This window comes from Oryzomonas japonica (genome assembly GCF_008802365.1).
In the GTDB taxonomy this organism is placed as follows: Bacteria; Desulfobacterota; Desulfuromonadia; order Geobacterales; family Pseudopelobacteraceae; genus Oryzomonas; species Oryzomonas japonica.
The window spans coordinates 127,165-149,548 of sequence record NZ_VZQZ01000010.1; the positions used below are offsets into that span (position 1 = coordinate 127,165).

The 22,384-nt window shown below is 63.2% G+C and carries 20 protein-coding genes; 14 read left to right on the plus strand and 6 right to left on the minus strand.

The features are described from left to right. Positions 1-2 precede the first annotated feature (2 nt). Positions 3-485 carry a cohesin domain-containing protein gene (locus tag F6V25_RS14795; RefSeq protein WP_191966214.1) on the plus strand — a complete coding sequence of 161 codons (483 nt, stop codon included), beginning with the start codon at positions 3-5 and terminating at the stop codon, positions 483-485. Between the two features lie 320 nt (positions 486-805). Here the strand turns inward: F6V25_RS14795 and F6V25_RS17080 are convergent, their stop codons facing one another. Then, entirely contained in the window at positions 806-1,012 is a 207-nt protein-coding gene (locus tag F6V25_RS17080; protein ID WP_191966215.1) for a hypothetical protein, read from the minus strand. 61 nt (positions 1,013-1,073) lie between these two features. On the opposite strand from F6V25_RS17080, the gene F6V25_RS14800 reads away from it, so the two are divergent. The 4 genes from F6V25_RS14800 to F6V25_RS14815 all read left to right on the plus strand — a co-directional run bounded on the left by F6V25_RS14800 (position 1,074) and on the right by F6V25_RS14815 (position 6,487). Continuing rightward, positions 1,074-1,307: a DUF6290 family protein gene (locus F6V25_RS14800; protein ID WP_151129388.1), complete on the plus strand. Its 234-nt coding sequence runs from the start codon at positions 1,074-1,076 to the stop codon at positions 1,305-1,307. 28 nt (positions 1,308-1,335) lie between these two features. After that, entirely contained in the window at positions 1,336-2,298 is a 963-nt protein-coding gene (locus F6V25_RS14805) for a Tim44 domain-containing protein (protein ID WP_151129389.1), read from the plus strand. A 173-nt stretch (positions 2,299-2,471) separates the two neighbouring features. After that, entirely contained in the window at positions 2,472-4,166 is a 1,695-nt protein-coding gene (locus F6V25_RS14810; RefSeq protein WP_151129390.1) for a DUF6178 family protein, read from the plus strand. A gap of 692 nt (positions 4,167-4,858) precedes the next feature. After that, positions 4,859-6,487 (plus strand): methyl-accepting chemotaxis protein, encoded by a 1,629-nt coding sequence (locus F6V25_RS14815; RefSeq protein WP_151129391.1) that lies wholly within the window; start codon positions 4,859-4,861, stop codon positions 6,485-6,487. A gap of 101 nt (positions 6,488-6,588) precedes the next feature. On the opposite strand, the gene F6V25_RS17085 is transcribed toward F6V25_RS14815, so the two are convergent. After that, on the minus strand, positions 6,589-6,744 hold the full coding sequence (locus tag F6V25_RS17085) for a hypothetical protein (RefSeq protein WP_191966216.1): 156 nt from the start codon (positions 6,742-6,744) through the stop codon (positions 6,589-6,591). A gap of 21 nt (positions 6,745-6,765) precedes the next feature. Between F6V25_RS17085 and F6V25_RS14820 the strand changes: the two genes are divergently transcribed. Then, complete coding sequence (locus tag F6V25_RS14820) at positions 6,766-6,957, plus strand: hypothetical protein (protein WP_151129392.1); 192 nt, start codon at positions 6,766-6,768, stop codon at positions 6,955-6,957. Positions 6,958-7,098: 141 nt separating this feature from the next. Here F6V25_RS14820 and F6V25_RS14825 read toward each other — a convergent pair whose 3' ends face one another. Both F6V25_RS14825 and F6V25_RS14830 read right to left on the minus strand, forming a co-directional pair. Next, positions 7,099-8,052, minus strand: a complete 954-nt coding sequence (locus F6V25_RS14825; RefSeq protein ID WP_151129393.1) for a GSU2403 family nucleotidyltransferase fold protein — start codon at positions 8,050-8,052, stop codon at positions 7,099-7,101. Between the two features lie 176 nt (positions 8,053-8,228). Beyond that, entirely contained in the window at positions 8,229-9,656 is a 1,428-nt protein-coding gene (locus F6V25_RS14830) for a putative bifunctional diguanylate cyclase/phosphodiesterase (protein WP_151129394.1), read from the minus strand. Positions 9,657-10,046: 390 nt separating this feature from the next. On the opposite strand from F6V25_RS14830, the gene F6V25_RS14835 reads away from it, so the two are divergent. The 6 genes from F6V25_RS14835 to F6V25_RS14860 all read left to right on the plus strand — a co-directional run bounded on the left by F6V25_RS14835 (position 10,047) and on the right by F6V25_RS14860 (position 14,991). Continuing rightward, positions 10,047-10,247 carry a hypothetical protein gene (locus F6V25_RS14835; RefSeq protein ID WP_151129395.1) on the plus strand — a complete coding sequence of 67 codons (201 nt, stop codon included), beginning with the start codon at positions 10,047-10,049 and terminating at the stop codon, positions 10,245-10,247. Between the two features lie 135 nt (positions 10,248-10,382). Then, positions 10,383-10,820: a bacteriohemerythrin gene (locus F6V25_RS14840; RefSeq protein WP_151129396.1), complete on the plus strand. Its 438-nt coding sequence runs from the start codon at positions 10,383-10,385 to the stop codon at positions 10,818-10,820. A 141-nt stretch (positions 10,821-10,961) separates the two neighbouring features. Beyond that, entirely contained in the window at positions 10,962-11,438 is a 477-nt protein-coding gene (locus tag F6V25_RS14845) for a DUF4124 domain-containing protein (protein WP_151129397.1), read from the plus strand. Positions 11,439-11,754: 316 nt separating this feature from the next. Next, entirely contained in the window at positions 11,755-12,714 is a 960-nt protein-coding gene (arsS, locus tag F6V25_RS14850) for an arsenosugar biosynthesis radical SAM (seleno)protein ArsS (protein WP_246167060.1), read from the plus strand. 73 nt (positions 12,715-12,787) lie between these two features. Beyond that, the gene (locus tag F6V25_RS14855; RefSeq protein WP_151129398.1) at positions 12,788-13,147 is read left to right on the plus strand and encodes a nitroreductase; all 360 of its coding nucleotides are present in this window, start codon (positions 12,788-12,790) and stop codon (positions 13,145-13,147) included. A 356-nt stretch (positions 13,148-13,503) separates the two neighbouring features. After that, the gene (locus tag F6V25_RS14860) at positions 13,504-14,991 is read left to right on the plus strand and encodes a sensor domain-containing diguanylate cyclase (RefSeq protein WP_191966218.1); all 1,488 of its coding nucleotides are present in this window, start codon (positions 13,504-13,506) and stop codon (positions 14,989-14,991) included. A gap of 178 nt (positions 14,992-15,169) precedes the next feature. Here F6V25_RS14860 and F6V25_RS14865 read toward each other — a convergent pair whose 3' ends face one another. Further along, positions 15,170-15,961, minus strand: coding sequence for a formylglycine-generating enzyme family protein (locus F6V25_RS14865; RefSeq protein ID WP_191966219.1), 792 nt, complete (start codon positions 15,959-15,961; stop codon positions 15,170-15,172). Positions 15,962-16,326: 365 nt separating this feature from the next. Between F6V25_RS14865 and F6V25_RS14870 the strand changes: the two genes are divergently transcribed. Together F6V25_RS14870 and F6V25_RS14875 are read left to right on the plus strand one after the other, a co-directional pair. Next, positions 16,327-18,051, plus strand: a complete 1,725-nt coding sequence (locus tag F6V25_RS14870; RefSeq protein WP_191966220.1) for an Ig-like domain-containing protein — start codon at positions 16,327-16,329, stop codon at positions 18,049-18,051. A 34-nt stretch (positions 18,052-18,085) separates the two neighbouring features. Then, positions 18,086-18,736: an outer membrane protein gene (locus F6V25_RS14875; RefSeq protein ID WP_151129402.1), complete on the plus strand. Its 651-nt coding sequence runs from the start codon at positions 18,086-18,088 to the stop codon at positions 18,734-18,736. An 88-nt stretch (positions 18,737-18,824) separates the two neighbouring features. On the opposite strand, the gene metH is transcribed toward F6V25_RS14875, so the two are convergent. Beyond that, complete coding sequence (gene metH / locus F6V25_RS14880; RefSeq protein ID WP_151129403.1) at positions 18,825-22,286, minus strand: methionine synthase; 3,462 nt, start codon at positions 22,284-22,286, stop codon at positions 18,825-18,827. Between the last annotated feature and the right edge of the window lie 98 nt (positions 22,287-22,384).

Consider the following 22,384-nt stretch of genomic DNA (forward strand, 5'->3'; position numbering starts at 1 on the left):
ACATGAGAGGTAGAGGCAACAAAAGGGGAAACTGGCTTCGGATCGGGGTGCTGCTGGGCATGGCGGCCGTGTTGTGGGGGTGCGGAAACGGCGGGGATGCGGCATCGACGGCCACCAGCAGCGCCTCCCAATCCAGCACCGCCGCCAGCAAGAACGCATTCGTGTCCCTGGTCCCCTCCGGCGACGGCGGGATGATCATCCAGGGGAACAACATGAACGGGGTTGCCGGCATAGCCCTGACCATCACGTACGACAGTTCGGTGCTGGCGGCCCCCACCGTAACCCAGGGGGGGCTTGTTGCGGGTTCGGTCATGGCGACCAACACCCTGTACGCCGGGACCATAAAGCTGGCCATCGTGAGCAATACGGCACTGGCGGGCAACGGCGAGATCGCCGCCGTATCCTTTGCAACGGTCAACGGGATAGGAAACGCCTCCCTGACCTCGGTGGAATTGATCGACAGCAATGGCGTGGTGGTGCCCTGACAGGACCCGCGAGTTCAATCACGTGGAACGGCACGGCGCGCCCCCCGCTCCGCCGCCCCCCCAAAACAGCGCCAGATAAAAATAGCTTGACACGGAACGGCAGCGCCCGTACACTCCGCTCCTCATAAAGGGGAGTAGCTATCAACCGGAGACATGGTTGATCCCGGGGTCGTCAACACAGCCGCAAGGCTCGGACCGGGAACGATATATATCGCCAGCAAGACCTTTATCCACTGTGTTTTCATGCCGTGGGTAAAGGTCTTTTTTATTTACCCCGGCGCAGAAGGAATCGCCGGAGGTACCATGCACCTGCACCCTGTTCACAACCACCCTTCACTGTCCCATCCCGACACGGTATCGATCATCACGAACTGCCAACCATGCCGGTTTCCCGCCGGGAACGCCCGATGTCCGGCGCCCCCGCCCCACCGGCCGGCGGCGGCCCGATGCCGCTTTTTCTCACCCGTCACCCCATGGAGGCGCGTATCGCACACATCGAATCGCCGGTAACCCGAACCCATTGACACACCTGCTCTCGTTTCCACCCGGGGCCTCCCCAGCGGGAACGCCCCAGCAAAGGAGAAAACCATGTCATACCCAAGGAGTGCCGTTACCAGGGAGCCGAAACCATCCCAAAAGAGTCTGAAAAAGAAAAAGGAACGGATGGACCAACTGCAGAATATCATTTCACTGCGCATCAACGACGACGAGAAACGGGCTTTGGAAAAGCTGACGAAGTCCACGTCCAAGAGCATCTCCGAGATCATGCGAGAGGCAATTGCCCAGTGGAGCCAGAACCGGCGCAAGCTGTGCCTGGATTGACCGTACCACAAACCACAAGGAGAACCGAATGAAGAACCACCTTATCAAGGCGGGCGCCATTATGGCGGCCATAGTATTCCTCAGTGTCACCGCATTCGAATTCAACGCCGACGCCAGGGCCGGCGGCGGCCGCTCTTTCGGCGGCGGTTCGCGCAGCTATTCCCGCTCCGCCAGCCCTTCCCCCTCATCCACCTACGGCCCGTCGCGGCAGCAGGCCGCGCCCGCGCCCGCGCCCGGCGCCTTCCAGCAACCGCAGGGGGGCGGGTTCCTGCGGAGCATGGCCGGCGGCCTCGCCGGGGGGATGCTGGGCAGCATGTTGTTCAGCAGCTTTGCCGGGGCGGGATCGGGCGTCGGCGGCATGGGCGGCGGAGGCATGGGCCTGGTGCAGATCGTCCTCCTGGCAGGGGTCGGCTATCTCATCTACCGCTATATTAAAAAAAAGCGGGCCGATAGCGCAGGCACCTTCTCCGGGCAGGGGGGGTATGGGGGCGGAACGGTGATCCCCCTGCCCACTGCGCAGCTGGGCACTCAGCCGGCAACGGACGATGTGGGGGCCGGCCTGTCCCATATTCGCCGGATGGACCCTTCGTTCGACGAGAACCGCTTCACCGATGCGGCCATGGATACCTTCTTCAAGATCCAGGGGGCGTGGATGAATCGCGGCCTGTCGCCGGTGGCGGGGCTTTTGACCGACGAGATGCGGGGGATCTTCCAGACGGACCTGGACCGGCTGCTGCGGGACAAGCAGATCAACCGGCTGGAGAATATCGCCGTCAGGGAGGTGAAGATCGCTGAGGCGTGGCAGGAGGCGGGACAGGACTATATCACCGCTTCGATCTATGCGAATCTGCTCGACTATACCACCGACGAGACGACCGGCGCGGTGGTGTCCGGCAGCAAGGCGGAGCCGGTCAAATTCGAGGAATTCTGGACCTTCACCCGGGCGGTGGGCGCCAACCCGTGGCGGTTGTCGGCGATCAACCAGGCATAGCCGGCTTGCGGCAATCGGGCACGTCCCCCTTCCCGCCACGGGAGGGGGGCGTGCCGAAACATAATGAATGGACCCCGGGGGGCACTCGTTCTATAATCATTCGATAGACACAACGATACGGGAAGCAGAGGGGGCGGCCCCGCTCCTCTGCCCCCTCCAAGGACAGGTACGTCATGACCGGCAAATTAGTTACGAGCATACCTTCCAACCGGCTGCTCAACCGAATCCTGGAAGAGCCCCAGTTCATCGCCGTCATTCAGAAGCTGAACGGCCGCGCCCTCAACAAACTCATTCACCACATCGGCATCGAAGATTGCGGGGAGATCATCGCCCTGGCCACCACCGGCCAGTTGGAGCAGGTGTTCGACGAAGACCTGTGGCGCGGCGCCCACCCCGGCGACGAGGAGACGTTCGATTCCCGCCGCTTCGCCCTGTGGCTCGAGATCATGCAGGAGACCGGCCCGGATTTCGTCGCCCGGACCCTGGCCGGGATGGACGAGGATTTCGTCACCATGGCGCTGTCCCAACAGACCCTGGTCGTGGACCTGGACGAGTTGACCCTGCGGATGCTGAACAGAACCGAAGACGAGCCGTTCGATGACCGGTTTCTGGAAACGGCCCTCGAGGGCAGCCTCAACTGCGAGTTCGGCAAATACCTGGTGATCTCCAAGAGCCTCGACTCATGGGATGCCATCGTCCGGGCCATGGCCAGCCTGGATGCGCATCACCACAGCTACCTCATGCGCATCCTGGAGCGCTGCTGCCATCTTTCCTTCGAGTATATCGAGGATAACGGCGGGCTCTACAACGTCCTCACCACTAGCGAACAACTCTCCTCCGATGTCGCCGCCGACCGGGAAGAGAGGCGGGAACAGGCGGGGTTCGTGCCGCCAACGGCGGCCCTGGGCTTCCTGAACCTGGCGCGCCGGGCCGAAATGGACGAGCTTATGGAATCCGGGACCGTGGACGCCATAACCAAATCATACTTCCGCACGATCAACGAGGCGTGGGCCAACGACAGCCTGGCCGCCGCCGGCAACCAACCCGCGCCCGGGGCGCCGGGCGGGGCCGACGCCACCCCGACGGAGAAGATGGCCCAGTTCATACAACTGCTCGGCGAGATCGATGCCATACCCGCCCCGGAAAAGACGCAGCTTTTGGAGGAATCCAGAACCGGCCGCCAGGGGCGGGAAAACCGCCTCATCAGGGATGCCATGTTCGAACTGCGGGAGGCGGACGGGAAGCTCTACTCGTTGCGCATGCACGAACTGAACTACCTGGCGAACATCCTCATCTCCGGCTGCGGCTACCATTCCCGCAGCCTCCGGCAGAGCGAAGCGGCCGAGATCGTTCTGGCGACCGGGAACCTGGGCCTGGAATACCTGCTGTCCGTGCGCCCCGCAGCCCCTGGGGGTCCCCTCCCCGGCCCGGTACTGGCGGACCACGACATTGTCAAGCTCTTCAAGATCGGCTGGAATATCCTCTACCGCGAGGTTACGCTCAAGGCCGGCACGGCCCTGACCGCCGCCCTGCACCTCTGGCTGCACGCCCCGGCCCCGCCTGCCCGCACGGCCCGGGCCGCAAAGGCCGTCGCGGGGCTGTGCAGGCAGCTGGAGCAGGACCTTGCCCAGGACAGGCCCTGGAACTCGCGCAAGAAGCTGACGGTTCTGGAGTGCGTCTTCGACCAGCCGACCATCCATGCCCTGCAGACGCTGCTGGACGAGTGCCCCTCCCTGCCCCCCCTCGCCGCCGGCCAGGACGAGGAGACGAGCCGCGACGACGAGTTCATTTCCCGGAAAGAACAGATCGAGCGCATCCACGCTTTCGCCGCCGCCCTGCAGGAACGGTTCCGGGGCGACCTGCCGTAAATCGGGAGGAAACGGAGCATGGCACCCCAATAATTGGTGGAGGAATGGGGCGTACGCTTTGACGCCGCAGATGCGCAGGCGGCCCGGATGTTCGAAGGGGCGGAGGGGGAACAGCGGCGGGCCGAGGTCATGGCCGGCTGAGGACGGGACCGGGAGACCCCAGGGACGGCGACGAAACGTCAGCTTCCGGCAAACCATGCCACCGGCCGGCGCAGACTGACCGGGGCCGGTTCGTTGTATCATCCTGTCCTCAAAAACATCGTCTCACAGGGGCATGTTAAAAAAATTAACACTTAAAAACACAAGATAACTGATTATATTTGTTGGTAATAATTATAAGTGTTAAAAAAATTACCACTTCTGCACGTAGTCGCAACACCCTTATTTATAACCACAATACCCATAAATGTTAAAAAAATTACCACATCACTCCCCCTGAATCATCTCCTCCCTCTCCCATACCGCACCATCCCACCCCGTAAAGTTCATAATACATGCACATTAATCAGGATTTATTTTTGGTATGAGTATTGATACACGCCCTTTCCGGAACCTGCCGGATTACCGAAGGATCATGGTGCGAGATCAAAAGCGATAATGAGCCATCCAGACGCGCCGACGCGTCCCGGGGAAGAGCCCGGCCGCACACACGTGAAACGCACACCGCCCACACGATAAAAGGAGAAAAGCAGATGTTTGAAAACCTTGGCATTGGCACGAGGCTGATAGCCGCATTCATGGTCGGAGCCCTGATCGCCGCCACATTGGGCTTCATCGGCATCAAGAACATACGCCACATGTCTTCGAGCGCCGACAAGATGTACGACAACATGCTGGTGCCGTTGGGAGAAATCTCCGCAACCGCCACCAAGTTCCAGCAGGCGCGCCTGATCATGCGCGAGGCCATGGAGGCGACCGACCCCCGGCAGCAGCAGGCCCTGATCGAGGAACGCACCCAGTTGCGCGCCAGCATAAACCAGTGGGCCGATAGTTTTGAAAAGAAGATTTATAACGAGGAGACCAAAAAGCTTTTCGCCGAATTCAAAGAGGCGAACAAGGCCTATGGCGACTGTATCAAAAAGGTGCTCGAACTGGACAAGAGCGGCGACAAGGCCGCAGCCGCGGCCTATTTCTATTCCAGTGACACCAAGAAGGCGGCCAAGGACCTGCAAAACGCCATAGACCGGATGATCGAGGCCAAGCAAAAACAGGCCCAGGTTTCCACCGCGGCGGACCGGGCGGATGCCGCGGCAAACACCCGTTACATGCTCGCCATGATCGTGGCCAGCGTCCTCTTATCCATCGGCCTCGGCCTGTATATCGCCCGCTCCATCACCCGCCCCCTGAGTCGGGTGGTTGACGCCGCCAACCGGATTGCCGGCGGCGATCTTACCGTCAGCATCGCGGCCTCGTCGCGGGACGAGACCGGCCAGTTGATGGCCGCCATGGGCAATATGGTCGAGGAGTTGCGGGCCATGGTCGAACGCATCGCGGCGATTTCCTCCAGTCTGGCCTCCGACTCCAGCCAACTCCATTCCGCCTCGACCCAGATCGCGACCGGCGCCGAAGAGGTGGCGGCCCAGGCGGAGACCGTGGCGACCGCCAGCGAGGAGATGTCCGCCACCAGCAACGATATCGCACGCAGTTGCGGCATGGCCGCCGAGGCCTCCCGCCAGTCCACGGAAGCGGCCAGCGACGGCGCGGCCATCGTCCATGAGACCATCAACGGCATGCACGTGATCGCCGAGCGGGTCCGGGATACCTCCCGGACCATCGAGGCCCTGGGGGGGCGTTCGGAGCAGATCGGCGCCATCATCGGCACCATCGAGGATATCGCCGACCAGACCAACCTGCTGGCGCTGAACGCGGCCATCGAGGCGGCCCGGGCCGGCGAGCAGGGGCGCGGTTTTGCGGTCGTGGCCGACGAGGTCAGGGCCCTTGCCGAGCGGACCACCACGGCGACCCGGGAGATCGGGGAGATGATCAAGGCGATCCAGAACGAGACCCGCGAGGCGATCAAGGCCATGGACGAAGGGGTGCGCGAGGTGGAGAAAGGGGCCTCCTCGTCGGAGCGGTCCGGCGCGGCCCTCCAGGATATCCTCGACCGCATCGGCGTCGTATCCATGCAGGTCAGCCAGATCGCTACCGCCGCCGAAGAGCAGACCGCCACGACCAACGAGGCCACCGTGAACGTGCAGCAGATCACGGTGGTCATCGGCCAGACGGCCCGGGGCGCCGAGGAAACGGCCGGGGCGGCCTCCGCCCTGTCCGGCGACGCCCGGGACCTGGAAACCCTGGTCAGGCATTTCAAGCTGGCATAACGGCCGGGGGAGTCGCCCCCATGCTCGATGCCGGCCGTTTCCCCCCTCGGGCGGAAGCGACAGGACAAAAGAACACGACCGCTTGCAGACTGCAGAGCCCATCAGATCCTTCTGGTGGGCTCGTTTCGTCCCGGCCCCGGAAAGCGGCAGACCGGCAGCCGCCACCCCATGAAACGACGGCCGGGGCGACGGTCCCCGTGGCGCTTTTCCTTGAGCATCGGGTCAAAGCTTGCTACTGTCGGGGGGCACGCCATCATGACGCAACCGGGAGAACTGCCATGTACATCGCCAGAGACCAGAATAACGACCTGTACCTCTTCTACGAACTGCCCAAACGGGGCAAGGAATGCTGGTGGGCCCCTTCGGGGCTCGACGGGACCTACCTCCGCCTCGACAAATCCCTCTACCCTCAGGTTACCTGGGATTCGGCCCCCCTGCGGGTTGAACTGCGGGACGTCGAGCCCTCCTGATCCGCCTCCCATGGAAGGACAGGTGCGCAGCGCAGTGAGAACGTCAAAAGCCTATTTACAAGGATGAAGGGGATAAACAGAGTACTCGATATAGTGAAATTATTGCCGGTCACAACTCTGGTTTCTGCATATCTGACCTACTTACGGCAAAAGATGATCTGCCAACAATTTTTCGACAATCTCTGCCTGCATCTTGTCACGTTGACGCTTAACGGCCTCACGAGATTCCAACTCTGAGAGCCACCGTTTTGTCTTGGCGAAGACCACTGGTGGCACAGTTTTCATCCTGGCCATCTGCCCTGAGGTTGAAACTATTATGGTCTGGAATTGGGCGGCACCCTGAAGCGATGCTGCACTCTCGGCCTCTACGACATAAAAGTCGCCTTCATCATCAGTGATCTGTACCGGGTGCGGGTCTCCATCCTTATGCAGCCGTCTAATAAGGTCAACTTCGAACCCTTTGCTGTTATATGCCGTGTGATGTTGGTCATCTCGGCGTGTGAATGTAGGGTCTACCTTCTTGAGCAGGCTGAGAAACGAGGTGTCCAGATTATGCATCTTGGTGACGAAGCTTAACCTCCTCTGGATGTCCCACAGCAGGTCAACATCTCTGGTGGCCAGTGCGGCCGTCCCCAAGATGCGTAAGCCGGCCTCAGCCTCATAAGCATACAATGCATGGGTGCCGACCACGGTGAAATATTCGGCAATACCTGATTTGTAAAGTTTGTTGAGGATTTCTACAAGTATGTTGGGCGCGCGTCCAACGCGATGGACCTTGTTGAGCCGTTGATGTTTGGCGAGCTCTTTTTTCAGGTCAGCTACGCGTTTATCCGACAGTTGCTTGCGCTCCATGAAGCGTCGATAAATTTCTTCGTTATCAGGGGAGCGGGGGCCCAGACTTTTTTGCGAGTTGGAGGCTGATGTCCTGATGAGGTAATCTTGTGCATGCTTTGTCTGCCAGTACATACCGCCGCGTACTTCGTCAGCTGCTCTACGGGCGTCCTCCCAGGCAGTGAAAACGGCCCTTGCGTCGATGTACTGCCTCTGGGCATCCTCGTCGAGTTCAATAAAATAGCTTTCCCGTATATTATTCATATTTTGAATTTTATACGGGAAAGCGTTATGAGTCAATTAGATATATAATTTGTGATTGATCCGGATGATTGTCAGCAGCAGAGGGGTAGACTATGTAACTCAGTTGAGGAAATATCTGCTCAACAATCACGTATTGCGGATACCCGGTTTTTCCAAGCGGGAGGTTGCGGCCGTAGCTACAGGGGGAATTCGGACAGGGAGTGCCGTGCCAGGAACTGCCTGGTCTCGTCGGCGGGCAGCGGGCACGATACCAGGTATCCCTGGATCTCGTCGCATTCCAGGTCCCGCAGGTAGTCCAACTGCTCCCGGGTCTCGACCCCTTCGGCCATGACCCGCATGTCGAGGCTGTGGGCCAGGGAGATGATCGCCTGGGAGATGGCGGCGGACTTCTCGTCCGTGGTGACCGCGCTGGTGAAGGTCTTGTCGATCTTCAGCTTGCTGATGGGGAACTGGCTCAGGTAGGCAAGGCTGGAGTAGCCGGTGCCGAAATCGTCGATGGCGATCCGCACCCCCTCGGCGTGCAGGGTGTTGAAGGCCGCCACCGTGGCCTTGCTGTTCTTCAGGAGGGCGCCTTCCGTTATCTCCAGCTCCAGAAAATTCGGGTCCAGGCCGGTCTCTTCCAGGACCGAGAAGATCCAGGGCACCAGGTTGCCGGAGTGGAGTTGGGTGGGGGAGAGGTTGACCGCATACCTGACCGGCTGGCAGCCGGAACTGTTGCAGGCGAGATGGTGCTCGCAGGCGGTTCGGAGCACCCATTCCCCCAGGGGCGCCATCACGCCGATATCCTCGGCGAGCGGGATGAACTGGTCCGGGGAGATGTTCCCCAGGGTCTGGTGCTCCCAGCGCACCAGGGCCTCCACCCCCACGACCCTGCCCCCCTGCAGGTCCACCTGGGGCTGGTAGTGCAGGGAAAAATCCTGGCGATTGACGGCCCGGCGCAGGTCGTTCTCCAACAGGAGCCGGCCGAATTCCGATTCGTAACTTTGCGGGGAAAAGAAGCGGTGGGTGTTTTTCCCGAAATCCTTTGCCTTCAAGAGGGCGGCATAGGCGTTTCTGATCAGGGCGTCGGCGCTGCCCCCCCCTTCCGGGTAGAGACAGATCCCCATGTTGGAATTGACGACAAGCTCCTGGTCCGCCAACAGGAAGGAATCCGCCATGGCGTCGAAAATGGTCTCCACGACCTGCTGGGCGTCGTCCCGGCCGCCCATGCCGGGCAGGAGCAGCAAGAACTCGTTCCGCCCCGGCCGGCAGAGGGTGTCGCGGGGCGCGAGGCAGGCGTCGAGGCGGACGGCCGTCTCCCGCAGGAGCGCGTCCCCCACGAACTGGCCGAGGGTATCGTTGATGAGCTTGAAACGATCGAGGGCAAAGAAGATGACGGCAAGCTTGCCGCCGCTCTCTTTGGCTGAGGAAAGGACGTAATTCAGGGTATCGTAGAACATGGCCCGGTTCGGCAAACCGGTCAGACGGTCCGTCAACGACGCCGCGCCGCGGCTTTCGCCCCGGTGGCGCATCTGCGTCACCGTTTCTTCCAGGAGAACAACCCGGCCGCGCAAGGCGTCTATCTCTCTTTGAAGCTGCCGCCGCGTCCTGCTCGCATCGTGCATTAGGAGTCCCGTGCCGTCATGATGACAAACGAAAGTCGAACATCCAACGCCGGAAGGGTGCTACTGACTGGCCGCATCGATCCGGCAAACAACACACATACCCGGATATGTATACTCTCTATACCCTTTTTTTAATAATTACAAGGGATAAGAGAGGCTGAAATGTGCAAGAAAAAAGCAAACAGCGTCGACGGGTTCCGCGTCGATCCGGCCTTGGCGCCCACCAGCGACCAGAAGCATGCTCTCCGGAGTCCTCGCCCCCGCTTTTCTTGGGTGCAGGCCGACTTTTTGCCCCATTGTAACCGGGCCAGGACAGTGCCGGAACATTCCGGGTATAAGCTTCCCCCCACGCTCAGGCAACCGGGCGAAAACCCAAAAAGGAGGCGCACCGTGGATATTATCACGCTCAAATCGGGGTTGGAACTTGCGGTCATAGGGGTGGCGATGGTTTGCGTCCTGTTCGTATTCTATTGGAAGATGGGACAGGCCGCCTTGGAAAAGCGGAAGAACGAGGGGCAACGGGATAGTGGGGAAGCGGGGTACGGAACCCATGCGGCGCCCCAGGGGGAATCGCCGCTCCCGGGACAATGAGACACGGAATGAGGAGATGGTCACCGCATCCGTCCCGATATATGCCCCTATCGGGTATTCGGTTGAAATATCCGGGCACTGCTATTATAATTCAACACATTGCCTGTGACGCCAAACGAAACGGAACGGAAGCCTATGCCCCTTTGCACCTGGGAAACCAGTTTCAACCTTGAATCAGGGGTTATGAACGAACACCATCAGCAGCTGGTGAGCCTCATCAACGCGGCCTACGACGCCATTCAGTTGAACGACAGCCACGGCATGGTGCGGATCGTGGGCGAACTTCTCGATTACGCCACCTACCATTTCAGGACCGAAGCGGACCTGATGCGCCAGTGCGGCTATCCGTCCCAGGCCTCCCACCTGGAACAGCACGGCCACTTCTTTCGCCATATCAGCGACTTGCAGAGCCGGCTGCACGCACGCGAGCCGCTGCACAACCTTGAAATCGTGGTCTTTCTGAAGGAGTGGCTGATGCAGCACATCCTCGTGACGGACCGGGAACTGGCCGGCTATCTCGCCGCCAACGTTCCGGCCGCCCCGGCCCCCCTCCCCTCCCAAGACAGCGTGTGACGAAACCTTTTGCGGGACCGCCGGTACCGACTCCTTCACAAACGCACCGACAAGGGGTATGCCGACCGCCCGGAGGGTATACCTGTTTGCCTCCCCCGCCGTTGCCGGGACGCGAGGCATCCGCAGACGACAGGAACCGACATGAAAAAACTCCTTATGATTTTGCTGCTGGCGGCGTCCGTCGCCCAGGCGGAAACCTACCAATGGACCGACGGGGAAGGGACCGTCCACTTTTCCGAATCCCGCGCCGAGATCCCGGCGCCCTACCGGAAGAGCGCCACCCCCCTGGGGATCGACGTTACCACCGGAAGCGGGAGCGGCCCCGCGGCCGGCTCCTCCCCCGCCACCCGGCGGAGCACTCCGGAGAGCGGCTCCGTCGCCGCCCGGCTGGATGAGGTGAAGGGGCGGTTGCAGAATGACGAAGGGAGCATGGCGCTCATCCGCCAACTGCAAGACGATCCGCAGATTCAGGCGTTGTTGAGCGACCCGACGGTGCTGCGCGCGGTCCAGGCCGGGGATTACGGCGCCCTGATGAACAACCCGGCGTTCATGAAGCTGCTCGCCAATCCCCGGGTGCAGCAGATCGAGAAGCGGATACAACAGGGGGGGACGAAGTAGCCCGCCTCCCCGGGTTTCCCCCGGGCCCCCTGGACCGTGGCGCATGCTGTTCCAGGATCACCTGCCGGCTGTTTCCTTGCCCCCTCCGGCAATTACGGCATCCCTCCCGCCCCTTTCGCTTTCACCTGGATCACCGATTATCGAAACAATACTAGATCGCCCCGATTCCCGGGCATGCGATCCCTCTCATTTCAGCCAGTCATCGCCAGTGCCGACTGATTCAGCATAGTTGCATGCGCAATCGTCAACATGGTACAGTACCGGCCATCATACGGCAGGGCAGCGCGAAGCGGGTCCCTGCCCGGGAGGCAATCGTTTGGAAACTGCGACGTTCGACAACTATATGGAGAAGAGCGGACAGGTATTGACACGGGATTCCGTGGCGTGCCTGCAGATGAATCTGGGGTATGCCTGCAACCTGAGTTGCAGCCACTGCCACGTGGGAGCGGGTCCTCACCGCACGGAAGAGATGAGCCAGCAGGTGATGGAGCACTGTCTCCGCTTCGTGGAGCAGGGGGCGGTCAACGTGGTGGACCTCACGGGCGGGGCGCCGGAAATGAATCCCCATCTGCGCTACCTGATCAAGCGGCTGCGCATGATCGGCTCCCTGGAAAAGATCCTGCTCCGGAGCAATCTCAGCATCCTGGCCGAGGCGGACTATGCCGACCTGCCCTCCTTCCTGGCGGAAAACAACGTGGAGATCGTTGCCTCCATGCCCTGCTACCTGAAGGAAAACGTGACGGCCCAGCGCGGCCCCGGCGTTTACGAGGCCAACATCACGGTCTTGCAGGAGTTGAACCGCATCGGCTACGGCACCACGGGCCCCGGCCTGCACCTGGTCTACAACCCGGGGGGGGATTTCCTGCCCGGCCCGCAACCGGCCCTGGAGGCCGCCTACAAGGAGCATCTGGGCGAGCGGTTCGGCATTACGTTCACCAGCCTGTACACCATCACCAATATGCCCATCGGCCGCTTCCGCAGCGACCTGGAGCGGCACGGGCAGTTGCAGCCCTACCTGGACCTGCTGGCGGCGAGCTTCAACCCCGACAACCTGGCCAGGGTGATGTGCCGGAACATGGTCAGCGTGGATTGGCAGGGGCAGGTATATGACTGCGATTTCAACCATGTCCTGCGGCTCCGCCTGGATGTGGCCGACGGCTACATCGGGAATGTGCGCGCCGACGACCTGATCGGCACCGCCATCGCGTCGGGGGAGCACTGCTTCGCCTGCACCGCCGGGGCGGGCAGCAGTTGCCAGGGGAGCCTGAGCGCCTAGCGCCGCCCGGCTTGCGGGGCGGCCCCCAAGGGCACCGCCCTGCACCGACGCGACCAAGAGAGAAGATACGATCATGCCCCAGGAACCATCCCCCGTTGTCTGCAAGAACTGCGCACTCCTCCTCGTCCGGCGCTGCTATGGAAAGCATTGGTGGTTCCGCCTGGTCCGGGAGCCGTTGGTGTGGGGCATGCGCCTCTTGTCCCTCCGCCACGGGATCGACGCCCGCAGGCACGTGGTGAACAACCCCGAATGCCACGGCTGCGTCCGCTTCATGAAGGCGGAACTGGAGGAGAAGTCGCCCCTGTTCCGTTTTCTCAATGACCGCATCGGCCCGCGCTTCGGCGCCATGCGCAACGCCATGCTCACGCGTGCGGAACTGGACGAAGCCAAGCGCCGCGCCACGGAGATGATGGCACCAAGGCCCCGGGAATAGGACGGCACCGTCGCCGCGGCGCGATCACGGCACGGTACCCCCCTGAAGAATTACGGTCCGGTATCCCCGAAATTGATGGACAGCCCCGCGATCTTTTTGCTATGTATAACGGATTTACCGATGCGGTTGTACGGGCCGTGACGAGGCGGGACTCTCGCCGGCACGTATCCCCAGGCGGAGGCGCATTCCAGGGAACGGAAGCAAAGCAGCGATGTGATGACGGGAACGGGTGCTGTTACAGCGGAGGAGATGGTCGAGGCGTTCGCCATTCAGAGAGGGCTGCCGGGAACGAATCGCGGCGGTTGCCCATCGGACGAACAGCGCCATCCCCTTTGCAGAAAACGAGGAACAAGAGATTGGATTCGATTCAAACCGTGATCACGGGAAAGACCAGACTTCCTTCGCCCCCCTTGATTTGCATCAATATTCTCGATCTGGTGCGCGAGGACGATTTCACGTTTCAGGACCTGGCCCAGGTCATCGGCGCGGACCCCTCCCTGACCGCCAAACTCCTGAAGGTTGCCAATACCCCCTACTACAACCTCTCCGGTTCGGTTACCAGTATCGAGAAGGCGGTCGCCATCCTGGGGGTGAACATCGTCAAGATCATCGCCCTCTCCTTTGTCGTGTACAGCGAGTTCCAGGTGGAGGAGGACGGCTCCTTCGACATCGACCTCTTCTGGCGGCGCTCCCTGACCTCGGCCGTGGCTGCCGAACAGATCGCCACCGCCCTTACCGGTTCGGGCGGCAACCTGTTCCTCATCGCCCTGCTCCAGGACATAGGAGCCCTGCTCATGCGCAACTGGCGGCCCACGGACTACCGGCAGCTCTCCCGGACCGCCCTGAACGGGCGCGCCCCGCTGCATCACCTGGAGCGCGACTTCTTCGGATTCGACCATCAGACGGCGGGCGCGGAACTCTTCAAGAGCTGGAACTTCCCCGAAGCGATCTGCCTCCCCATACGGTATCACCATTGCGGCGACGACGCGCCGCAACAGTATCGCCTGGCCATCGACATACTGGAGGCCGCCAACGTCCTTTCGTGCTTCTACAACGACAGCCACGACGTCGCCAAGATTACCCAGGCCAAACACCTGCTCACCGCGGGCCTGGGCTTCGAGCAGCATGCCGCCGACAGCCTGATCGAGGAGGTGGCCCGCAAGAGCGGGGAGATGTTCGTCGCCTTCGGCATCAACGGCGCGACCATGAAGCCGCTCTCCCAGATCCTGCAGGAAGCCAACGAGGAACTGGGCGCAATGTACCATTCCTACGAGTTGATGATGCTGGAATTGAAGCAGGCGCGGGAAAAGGCCGAGGCCCTGGCCCAAGAGCTCCATGAGAGCAACGAACGGCACCGGGAGATGGCCTACAAGGACGACCTGACCCAGGCGTACAACTACCGTTTCTTCCAGGAGGCCCTGGGGCAGGAGATCAGCAGGTCCCAGCGCTACGGCCGGGAATTTTCCCTTGTCCTGTTCGACCTGGATCAGCTCAAGGAGATAAACGACACCCACGGGCATCTCGTGGGGAGCCAGGTGTTGGTCAACGTCAGCAGGCTGGTGCAGAAAAAGGTGCGGGCCACCGATATCTTCGCCCGCCTGGGGGGCGACGAATTCGGCATCATCCTGCCGGAAACGGACGCTTCCAAGGCAGGCATCGTTGCCGAGCAGATCAGGCGCTCCATAGAGGCTTCGGCCGGGAATATCACCGCCACCATCAGCGTCGGCGTGACCAGCTACAGCTCCGACCATGGGGATTGGGACAAGAGGGTCATCTTCAACAAGGCGGACGCGGCCCTGTATATGGCCAAGAAAACCGGCAAGAACCGCGTCCACGTGGCGTAGGCCGCGCGGTGCGCCCAGTCGATGAAAAAGGGGCGGTCCCAGACACGGACCGCCCCTTTTTATTGCCCGGCCTGCGGCGTTCGGTTCACCTCATCCCGGTACGGCTCTTCCATCTCCGCGACCGCGCTGATCATGAACGGCTTGCCGCAGCAATGGCGGTGCAGGGTCAGGGTGCCGGCTACGGGGCCAGGGGAGCCACCAAGCGGAACCCCAGATCGGATTTGCGGCTCTCCGAGGCGACATAGTTGCGATACGAGCTGCGTGTAGCATCGGCGGTGACATCCCAGGCGCCGCCGCGCACGATGTGGAAGGTGCCCGCCGACGGCCCGGTGGGGTTGTCCGCTTTGTTCGGCAGGTAGTTATACATGTAATCCTGCACCCACTCCGACACATTGCCGCTCATATCGTAAATGCCAAGGCCATTGGGGCGCTTCTGGCCCACCGGCTGGGGCGATGAAAAGGAATTGGCGGCATACCAGGCCACGTCTTCGACATCTTCGCCGCCACAGAATTTTTGCGGTTTCCCTCCGCCACGGCAGGCGTATTCCCATTCCGCTTCGGTGGGCAGACGGTAGTTCCGGCCGCTTTGGGCGTTGAGTTTCTCGATGAAACCCTGCACGTCGGAATAGCTGACATTTTCTACCGGGCAGTACTGGCCGCACGACTTGAACCGGGAAGGGTTGTCCCCCATCACGCGCTGCCACTGGGCCTGGGTAACCTCATAGGTGCCGATCCTGAGCTCGCTCAGGCAGACCTCGTGAACCGGCCGCTCGTAGCTATCGCCGATATCCAGCACATCCCCCATCAAAAAGCAGCCGCCGGGAACCGCCGTAAACTCCATGCCGGTAACGGTGTCGATATATGCAGCCCGGCCGGGAACGCCCGAACCGCCGCTTGCAGGCTGCAAACCGGCATCCATGGCGGCACAGCCGGAACAAAACAAAAACAACACCAAGCTCACTATCTTCATGCGTATCCTCCCGGACAGACGATATTCGACATTGTTTGCAGCCAACCCGGTTTGAAATATACCGCGAAACCACCCGATTTCAAATGAAAAATCACGGATTACGGTGCGGGTAACCGTCCAGAGGCGTGAAGCGGGCCTGGTACTCTTCATCCACGCAAGCCGGTGACTACTCCCAAGGGCGCAACCGGGGCGCGGGCAGCGACCGTTACCGGCCAAACAGCGCCACAACAGCCCGTGGCGGCGGATTACGCACACCGCCATTGCCAAACCGGCGATTTCGGCATAATCTGTTCCCTCCGTCCCGGTCAGGCCGGGAGATGAGTTCCATCGATCACACGGTTCACACCTATTTTGGGAGGAAGTATATGCGTAACCTGCTCTGGTCAGGTGTTCTTATGGTGCTGCTCTCCGGCTGCGGTTGGGATGGGACCGCAACCCGGAATAACGACATCACCCCCCTCACCGCCATTACGATCACGGCGGATTACTCCACCATCGCCCTGAACACCTCCGTCAAGCTCAAGGCCACGGGCAATTACTCGGGCCTGTTCACCCGCGACATCAGCGATAAGGTGACCTGGACCAGCGATACGCCCACCGTGGCCGCCTTCGCGACCACGGCCAACCCGAACCGGGTGACCGGCAAGGGGGCGGGCAGCGCCGTCCTGACCGCGACCCTGGGGAGCGTGTCGGCCACCTATGCCATGAAGGTCAGTACGGCCACACCCACCGCCGTGACGGTCACCCCCGCCGCCCCGACCCTGGCCAAGGGGTTGACCACGCAGTTCGCGGCCACCGGCACCTTCTCGGACGGAAGCACCCAGGTCCTGACCTTCGATGCTGCCTGGGCCTCCAGCGACGCCACGGTGGCGTCCGTCAGCGACGCGGCCGACGACACCAAGGGGCTGGCCACCGCCCTGGCCGCCGGCACCACGACCATCAGCGCCACCTTCGGCGGCATCAGCGGCACGGCGATCCTCACCGCCACGGCCCCGACGCTGCAATCCATTGCGGTCTCGCCGGCCAAACCCTCGGTCCTCTCCCTGACCAAAACGGCCTTTACGGCCACCGGCACCTATTCGGACGGAACGACCGGCGACATCACCAGCCAGGTCACCTGGGCCTCGTCCAACACCAACGCGGCGCCGGCCCCCGCCGCCGGGACCACCGTCACCTCCGCCCCCGGCACCACCACCATCAGCGCCACCCTGGGCAGCGTCGGCGGTTCCACAACCCTCAAGGTGACGGGGGGCACCCTGACGAGCTTCAGCATCTCCCCGAACAGCCGGACCCTCGTCAAGGGGACCATGGGGCGCATCAGCGCCACCGGCGTCTTCAGCGACGGCACCTCCCGGGACATCACCGGGGCGCTCGCCTGGACGGTCGATTTCCCGAACCGCGCCACGCTGACTGAGCCGTCGGGCAATGTGATGTGGGTCAGCGCCCTGGCGAGCGGAGCCGTCACCATCACGGCCGACTCCGCCTCCCTGCGCAAGACGGCCACCGTGACGGTCACCGCCCCGTCGCTCAATCACCTTGAAATTTCCCCGACCAGCCTCAGCCTGACCAAAGGGTCCACCGGCCGCTTCGCCCTGACCGCAATCTTTAACGACGGCACGTCCCAGGTCGTAACCGACAGCAGCAGCGCCGGCAGCCCCACCACCTGGAGTTCCAACACCACCTCCGTCGCCACGGTCGGCACCACCGGCCTGGCCAGCGGCCAGGTCACCGCCGTGGCCGCCGGCACCACCGCCACCATCACCGCCGCCTACGGCGGCACGACCATCACGGCGACCGTCACGGTCACGGCCAAGACCCCCAAGCGGCTGGACATCAGCCCGAGCGGCACGACGAACGCGGTGGCTGTCGGCTCCGCCACCCCCTTTACCGCCACGGTCACCTACAGCGACAACACCACCGCGGACGTGACCAAGGACACGGTCTGGACGATCTCCGACGCCAACGTGGCCGTCCTGGCCGACAGCCAGCAACTGCCGGGCCAGGTCATGGGGGTCGATAGCGGCACAGCGACCCTCACCGCCACCTTCGGCGGCATTACCGCCCCGACCGTGACGGTCAAGGTGCCCTAGTGTCCGATACCTGCACATATGAGGAAGGGATAGTATGAAACGAATCTGCCGGATGATCATCGCCCTGGGCCTGCCGCTGCTGGTGTGCGGCCCGGCCTGGGCGCAGCACGCGGGCCCCTATGCGGGGGCCTTCCTGGGGGGCAACGCCCTGATGTCCGCCAAGGGCTCCGACAGCCAGGGGGACTTCAGCCTCAAATTCGACCCGCGCCTCATGGGCAGCGCCGTCCTGGGGTGGGACTTCGAGCCGGGCAACAGCGCGGGCGAGGGGCGCATCGAGCTGGAATACAGCCACCGCGGCAATCGCCTCGACAAGGCCAAATTTGCCGAAGGGAGCGTGCCGGCGAGCGGCAGCGTCACGGCGGACAGCCTGCTGGTCAACTTCTACGGCATCCTGTTCGGCGACCGGTTCTGGTCACCCTACCTGGGGCTCGGCCTGGGGGCAGCCCGCATCGAGGCCTCGGACCTGCGGGTGACCGGCGGCCCCCTGAGCGACGACTCGGCCTTCGTCTTTGCCTACCAGGCAGGGCTGGGGGTCGATTTCGCGCTGACCGACCGGTTGAATCTGGATCTGGGGTATCGTTTTTTCGGCGCTATCCGCCCCAAGTTCCGGGAAGCCGACGGGACGGATTTCAGGATGGATTATTACAGCCACAGCGTGGTGCTGGGGTTGAGGGTTGGGTTTTGAGGGAAGAGGTTTGAAATAGGACTTATGGGACTTATGGAACCTATAAGTCTTATAATTCCCATAAGTCCTATCCGATTTCCCCCCCGCTTCACCGCCCGATGGTGAAATACCGCGCCTGGGGATGGTGAAACACCAGGGCCGAGACACTCGCCTCCGGGTCTATCATGTGCCCCTCGGTTAACTGCATGCCGATCCGCTCGGGGCGGAGCAGGGCGAAGATCTTCTCTTGGTCGGCCATCTCGGGACACGAGGCGTAGCCGGGGGAGACCCGGATGCCGCGGTAGCCCCCGTCCATGATTTGGGCGACGGACAGGGCCGGGTCGTCGCTGATCCCCCAGGCGTCCCGGATGCGCCGGTGGACGAACTCGGCCGTGCATTCGGCCATCTCCAGCGCCAGCGCCTGCACCAGGTGCGACTTCAGGTACAACCCCTCCCCCTTCCAGATCTCGGCCTGCCGGCGGACCCCATCGCCGGCGGTGGTGACGAACAGGGCCACGCTGTCCTTTTCCCCGCTGGCAACGGGGCGCACGTAGTCGGCCAGACAGAGGTGCTCCTCCCCCGGCTGGCGGGGAAAGGTGAAGCGCATGACCTCGACCCCCGAGCCTGCCGGGTCGTAGAGGATCAGGTCGTTCCCCTCCCCGGCGGCCGGGTAGAAGCGGTACAGGGCGTGGGGGCGAATCAGCCCCTGTTCCCGGACCAGGTCGATGGCCTCCTGCACCTCGGCGTGCAGCTTGAGCGCCTTCTCGTCCTTATCGGCCAGAAGTTTTTCCAAGACGCCGATCAGTCCCAGGTGTTTGCTGTAGAGCATCTGGCGGTTGATGTAGGGGAGCACGTGGTCCAGGGGGATCTCCCGGAGGATGTGCTCCTGATAATCCGGGACCGCCGGGAGCGGGCAATCCACGGCCGTGGCCGAGCGGAGGGTGGACGGGGCCGATGGTGCGGTCACCGGCCGGGCCGCGGCATCCCGGCGCGATTCCTCCTGGCGCTGCCCCAGCTCCTGGAACAACGCGGGACGCAGGGCCGGGTCGCTCAGCCGGTTGGCGATGTCCAGCCCCTGCATGGCGTCCTTGGCGTAGAGCACCGGGCCGCCGTACTCCGCGGCGATGCGGTTGTCGGCAAAGCGGCGGGACAGGGCCGCCCCACCCACCAGCAGGGGGGCGTCGATGCCGGCCGCTTTCAGGTCGGCGGCCGTGACGGCCATCTGCTGGGCGCTCTTGACCAAGAGTCCCGAGAGGCCGATGAAATCGGGGTTTTCCCGCCGCGCCGCGACGATCAGCTCCTCCGGCGGCACCTTGATCCCCAGGTTGACCACCTGAAAGCCGTTGTTGCCCAGGATGATCTCCACCAGATTCTTGCCGATGTCGTGCACGTCCCCCTTGACCGTGGCCAAAAGCAGTTTCCCCTTGGCGGCGCTCGCCCCCTTTTCCAGATGCGGCTCCAGATGCGCCACCGCGCTCTTCATGGATTCCGCCGACTGGAGCACCTCCGCCACGATCATCTGGTTGTCGTTGAACAGCCGCCCCACCTCGGCCATGCCGGCCATGAGCGGCCCGTTGATGATGTCCAGCGGCTTGTCGCCCCGGCCCAGGGCCTCATCCAGATCCGTTGCCAGGCCGTCCTTGCTCCCCTCCACGATATAGCGGGGGAGCCGCTCGTCCAACGGCAGGGCCGCGGCCGCTGTCCGGGGCTGGGCTACCCGCTGGCGGAAATGGGCGGCAAAGGCGGCCACCGGGTCGCTGCCGCGCCAGAAGAGTAGGTCTTCCGCCAACGCCAGCTCCTCGGGGGGGATGCCGGCGTAGCGCTCCAGCTTCTCGGTGTTGACGATGGCATAGGTCAGGCCCGCCTTGACGCAGTGGTGCAGGAAGACCGAGTTCAGCACCTCGCGCCCGGCCGGGGGGAGGCCGAAGGAGACGTTGGAGATTCCCAGGATGGTGCCGCACCGGGGAAAGGCCGCGGTGATCAGGCGCACCCCCTCGATGGTCTCCCGGGCCGAGCCGATGTAGTTCACGTCGCCGGTCCCCACCGGGAAGACCAGGGGGTCGAAGATCAGGTCCTCGGGACGCAGGCCGTAGCGCTCCACCAGCAGGTCGTGGGAGCGGCGGGCGATCTCCAGCTTGCGTGTGCTCGTGACCGCCATGCCGTGCTGCGGGTCTTCGTCGATGCACCCCACCACCACGGCGCCGCCGTAGCGCTGCAGGAGCGGCGCGACCCGGGCGAACCGTTCCTCCCCCTCCTCCAGGTTGATGGAGTTGAGGATGGATTTCCCCTGGAGGCGTTGCAGGGCCAGCTCCATCACCCGGGCGTCGGTGCTGTCGATCATGATCGGCGCCCGCACCTTGCGGGGGAGGAAGCGGAGCAGGCGTTCCAGGTCGGCCGCCTCGTCCCGGTCCGGGTTGGCCACGCAGACGTCGATCACCTGGGCGCCCCCCTTGACCTGGGCCCGGGCGATCTCGCTCCCCTCCTCGAACTGTTCGGCGACGATCAGGTTCTTGAACCGGCGCGAACCGATGACGTTGGTCCGCTCCCCCACCAGCACCGGCCGCACGTCATCCTCCACGAACAGCGGCTCGATCCCGGCGATGACCCGGCTGCGCCCCTGCCCGGGGCGGCGGGGCGCCTTGCCCTCCACCATCCGGGCGATGGCCGCGATATGGGCCGGGGTGGTGCCGCAGCAGCCACCCACCAGATTGAGCCACCCCTCGTCCACGAACCGGGCCAGCTTGTGGGCCAGGGACGCGGGGGTCTCGGCGTACCGGCCATGCTCGTCCGGCAGCCCGGCGTTGGGATAGACCGACACGTGGCAGGCGGCCAGTTCGGACAGGGCCCGCAGGTGGTCGGCCATGAACTCCGGGCCGGTGGCGCAGTTCAGCCCGATGCTGATCATGCCCAGGTGATCCTCCAGGTGGGCCAGGCTGGCGTAGAGCGCCTCGGCCCCCTGGCCGGCCAGCATGGTCCCGCTGGCCTCGATGGTGCCGGAGATCATCAGCGGCACCCGGCGCCCCTGCTCCCCGAACGCCCGGCGTATCCCCTCGGCCCCCGCCTTGATGTTGAGGGTGTCCTGGGCGGTTTCCAGAAGCAGCAGGTCGACGCCTCCGGCCAGCAGCCCCAGGGCCTGCACGCGGAAGGCCTCCACCAGCTGCGCAAAGGTCACCCCGCCGGTGACGGAGATGGTGCGGGTGGTGGGCCCCATGGAACCGGCCACCCAGCGCGGCTTCGCGGCCGTGGCCGCGGCGTCGCAGGCGGCCCGGGCCAGCTGGGCGGCCCGGCGGTTCAGTTCGAAGACCTGCCCCTCCAGCCCGTAGTCGGCCAGGACGATGCCGGTGGCGCCGAAGGTATTGGTCTCCACGATATCGGCCCCGGCCGCCAGGTAATCCCGGTGGATGGCGCTGATCACGTCGGGGCGGGTGAACGTCAGATGCTCGTTGCACCCCTCATAGGCGGGGCCGCCGAAATCGTCGGCCGTGAGGTTCCGTTCCTGAAGCTGGGTGCCCATGGCGCCGTCCAGGACCAGGATGCGTTCGGCAAGGGCGGAGATGATCGGGTGGGACATGCGGGGCTCCTTGAGGCTATCGGTATAAACGTAGAGAACGAGGCTCGTGCAAAAGCCCGAATTCTCCCCTCCTGGTTCAGGAGGGGCCGGGGGTGGTA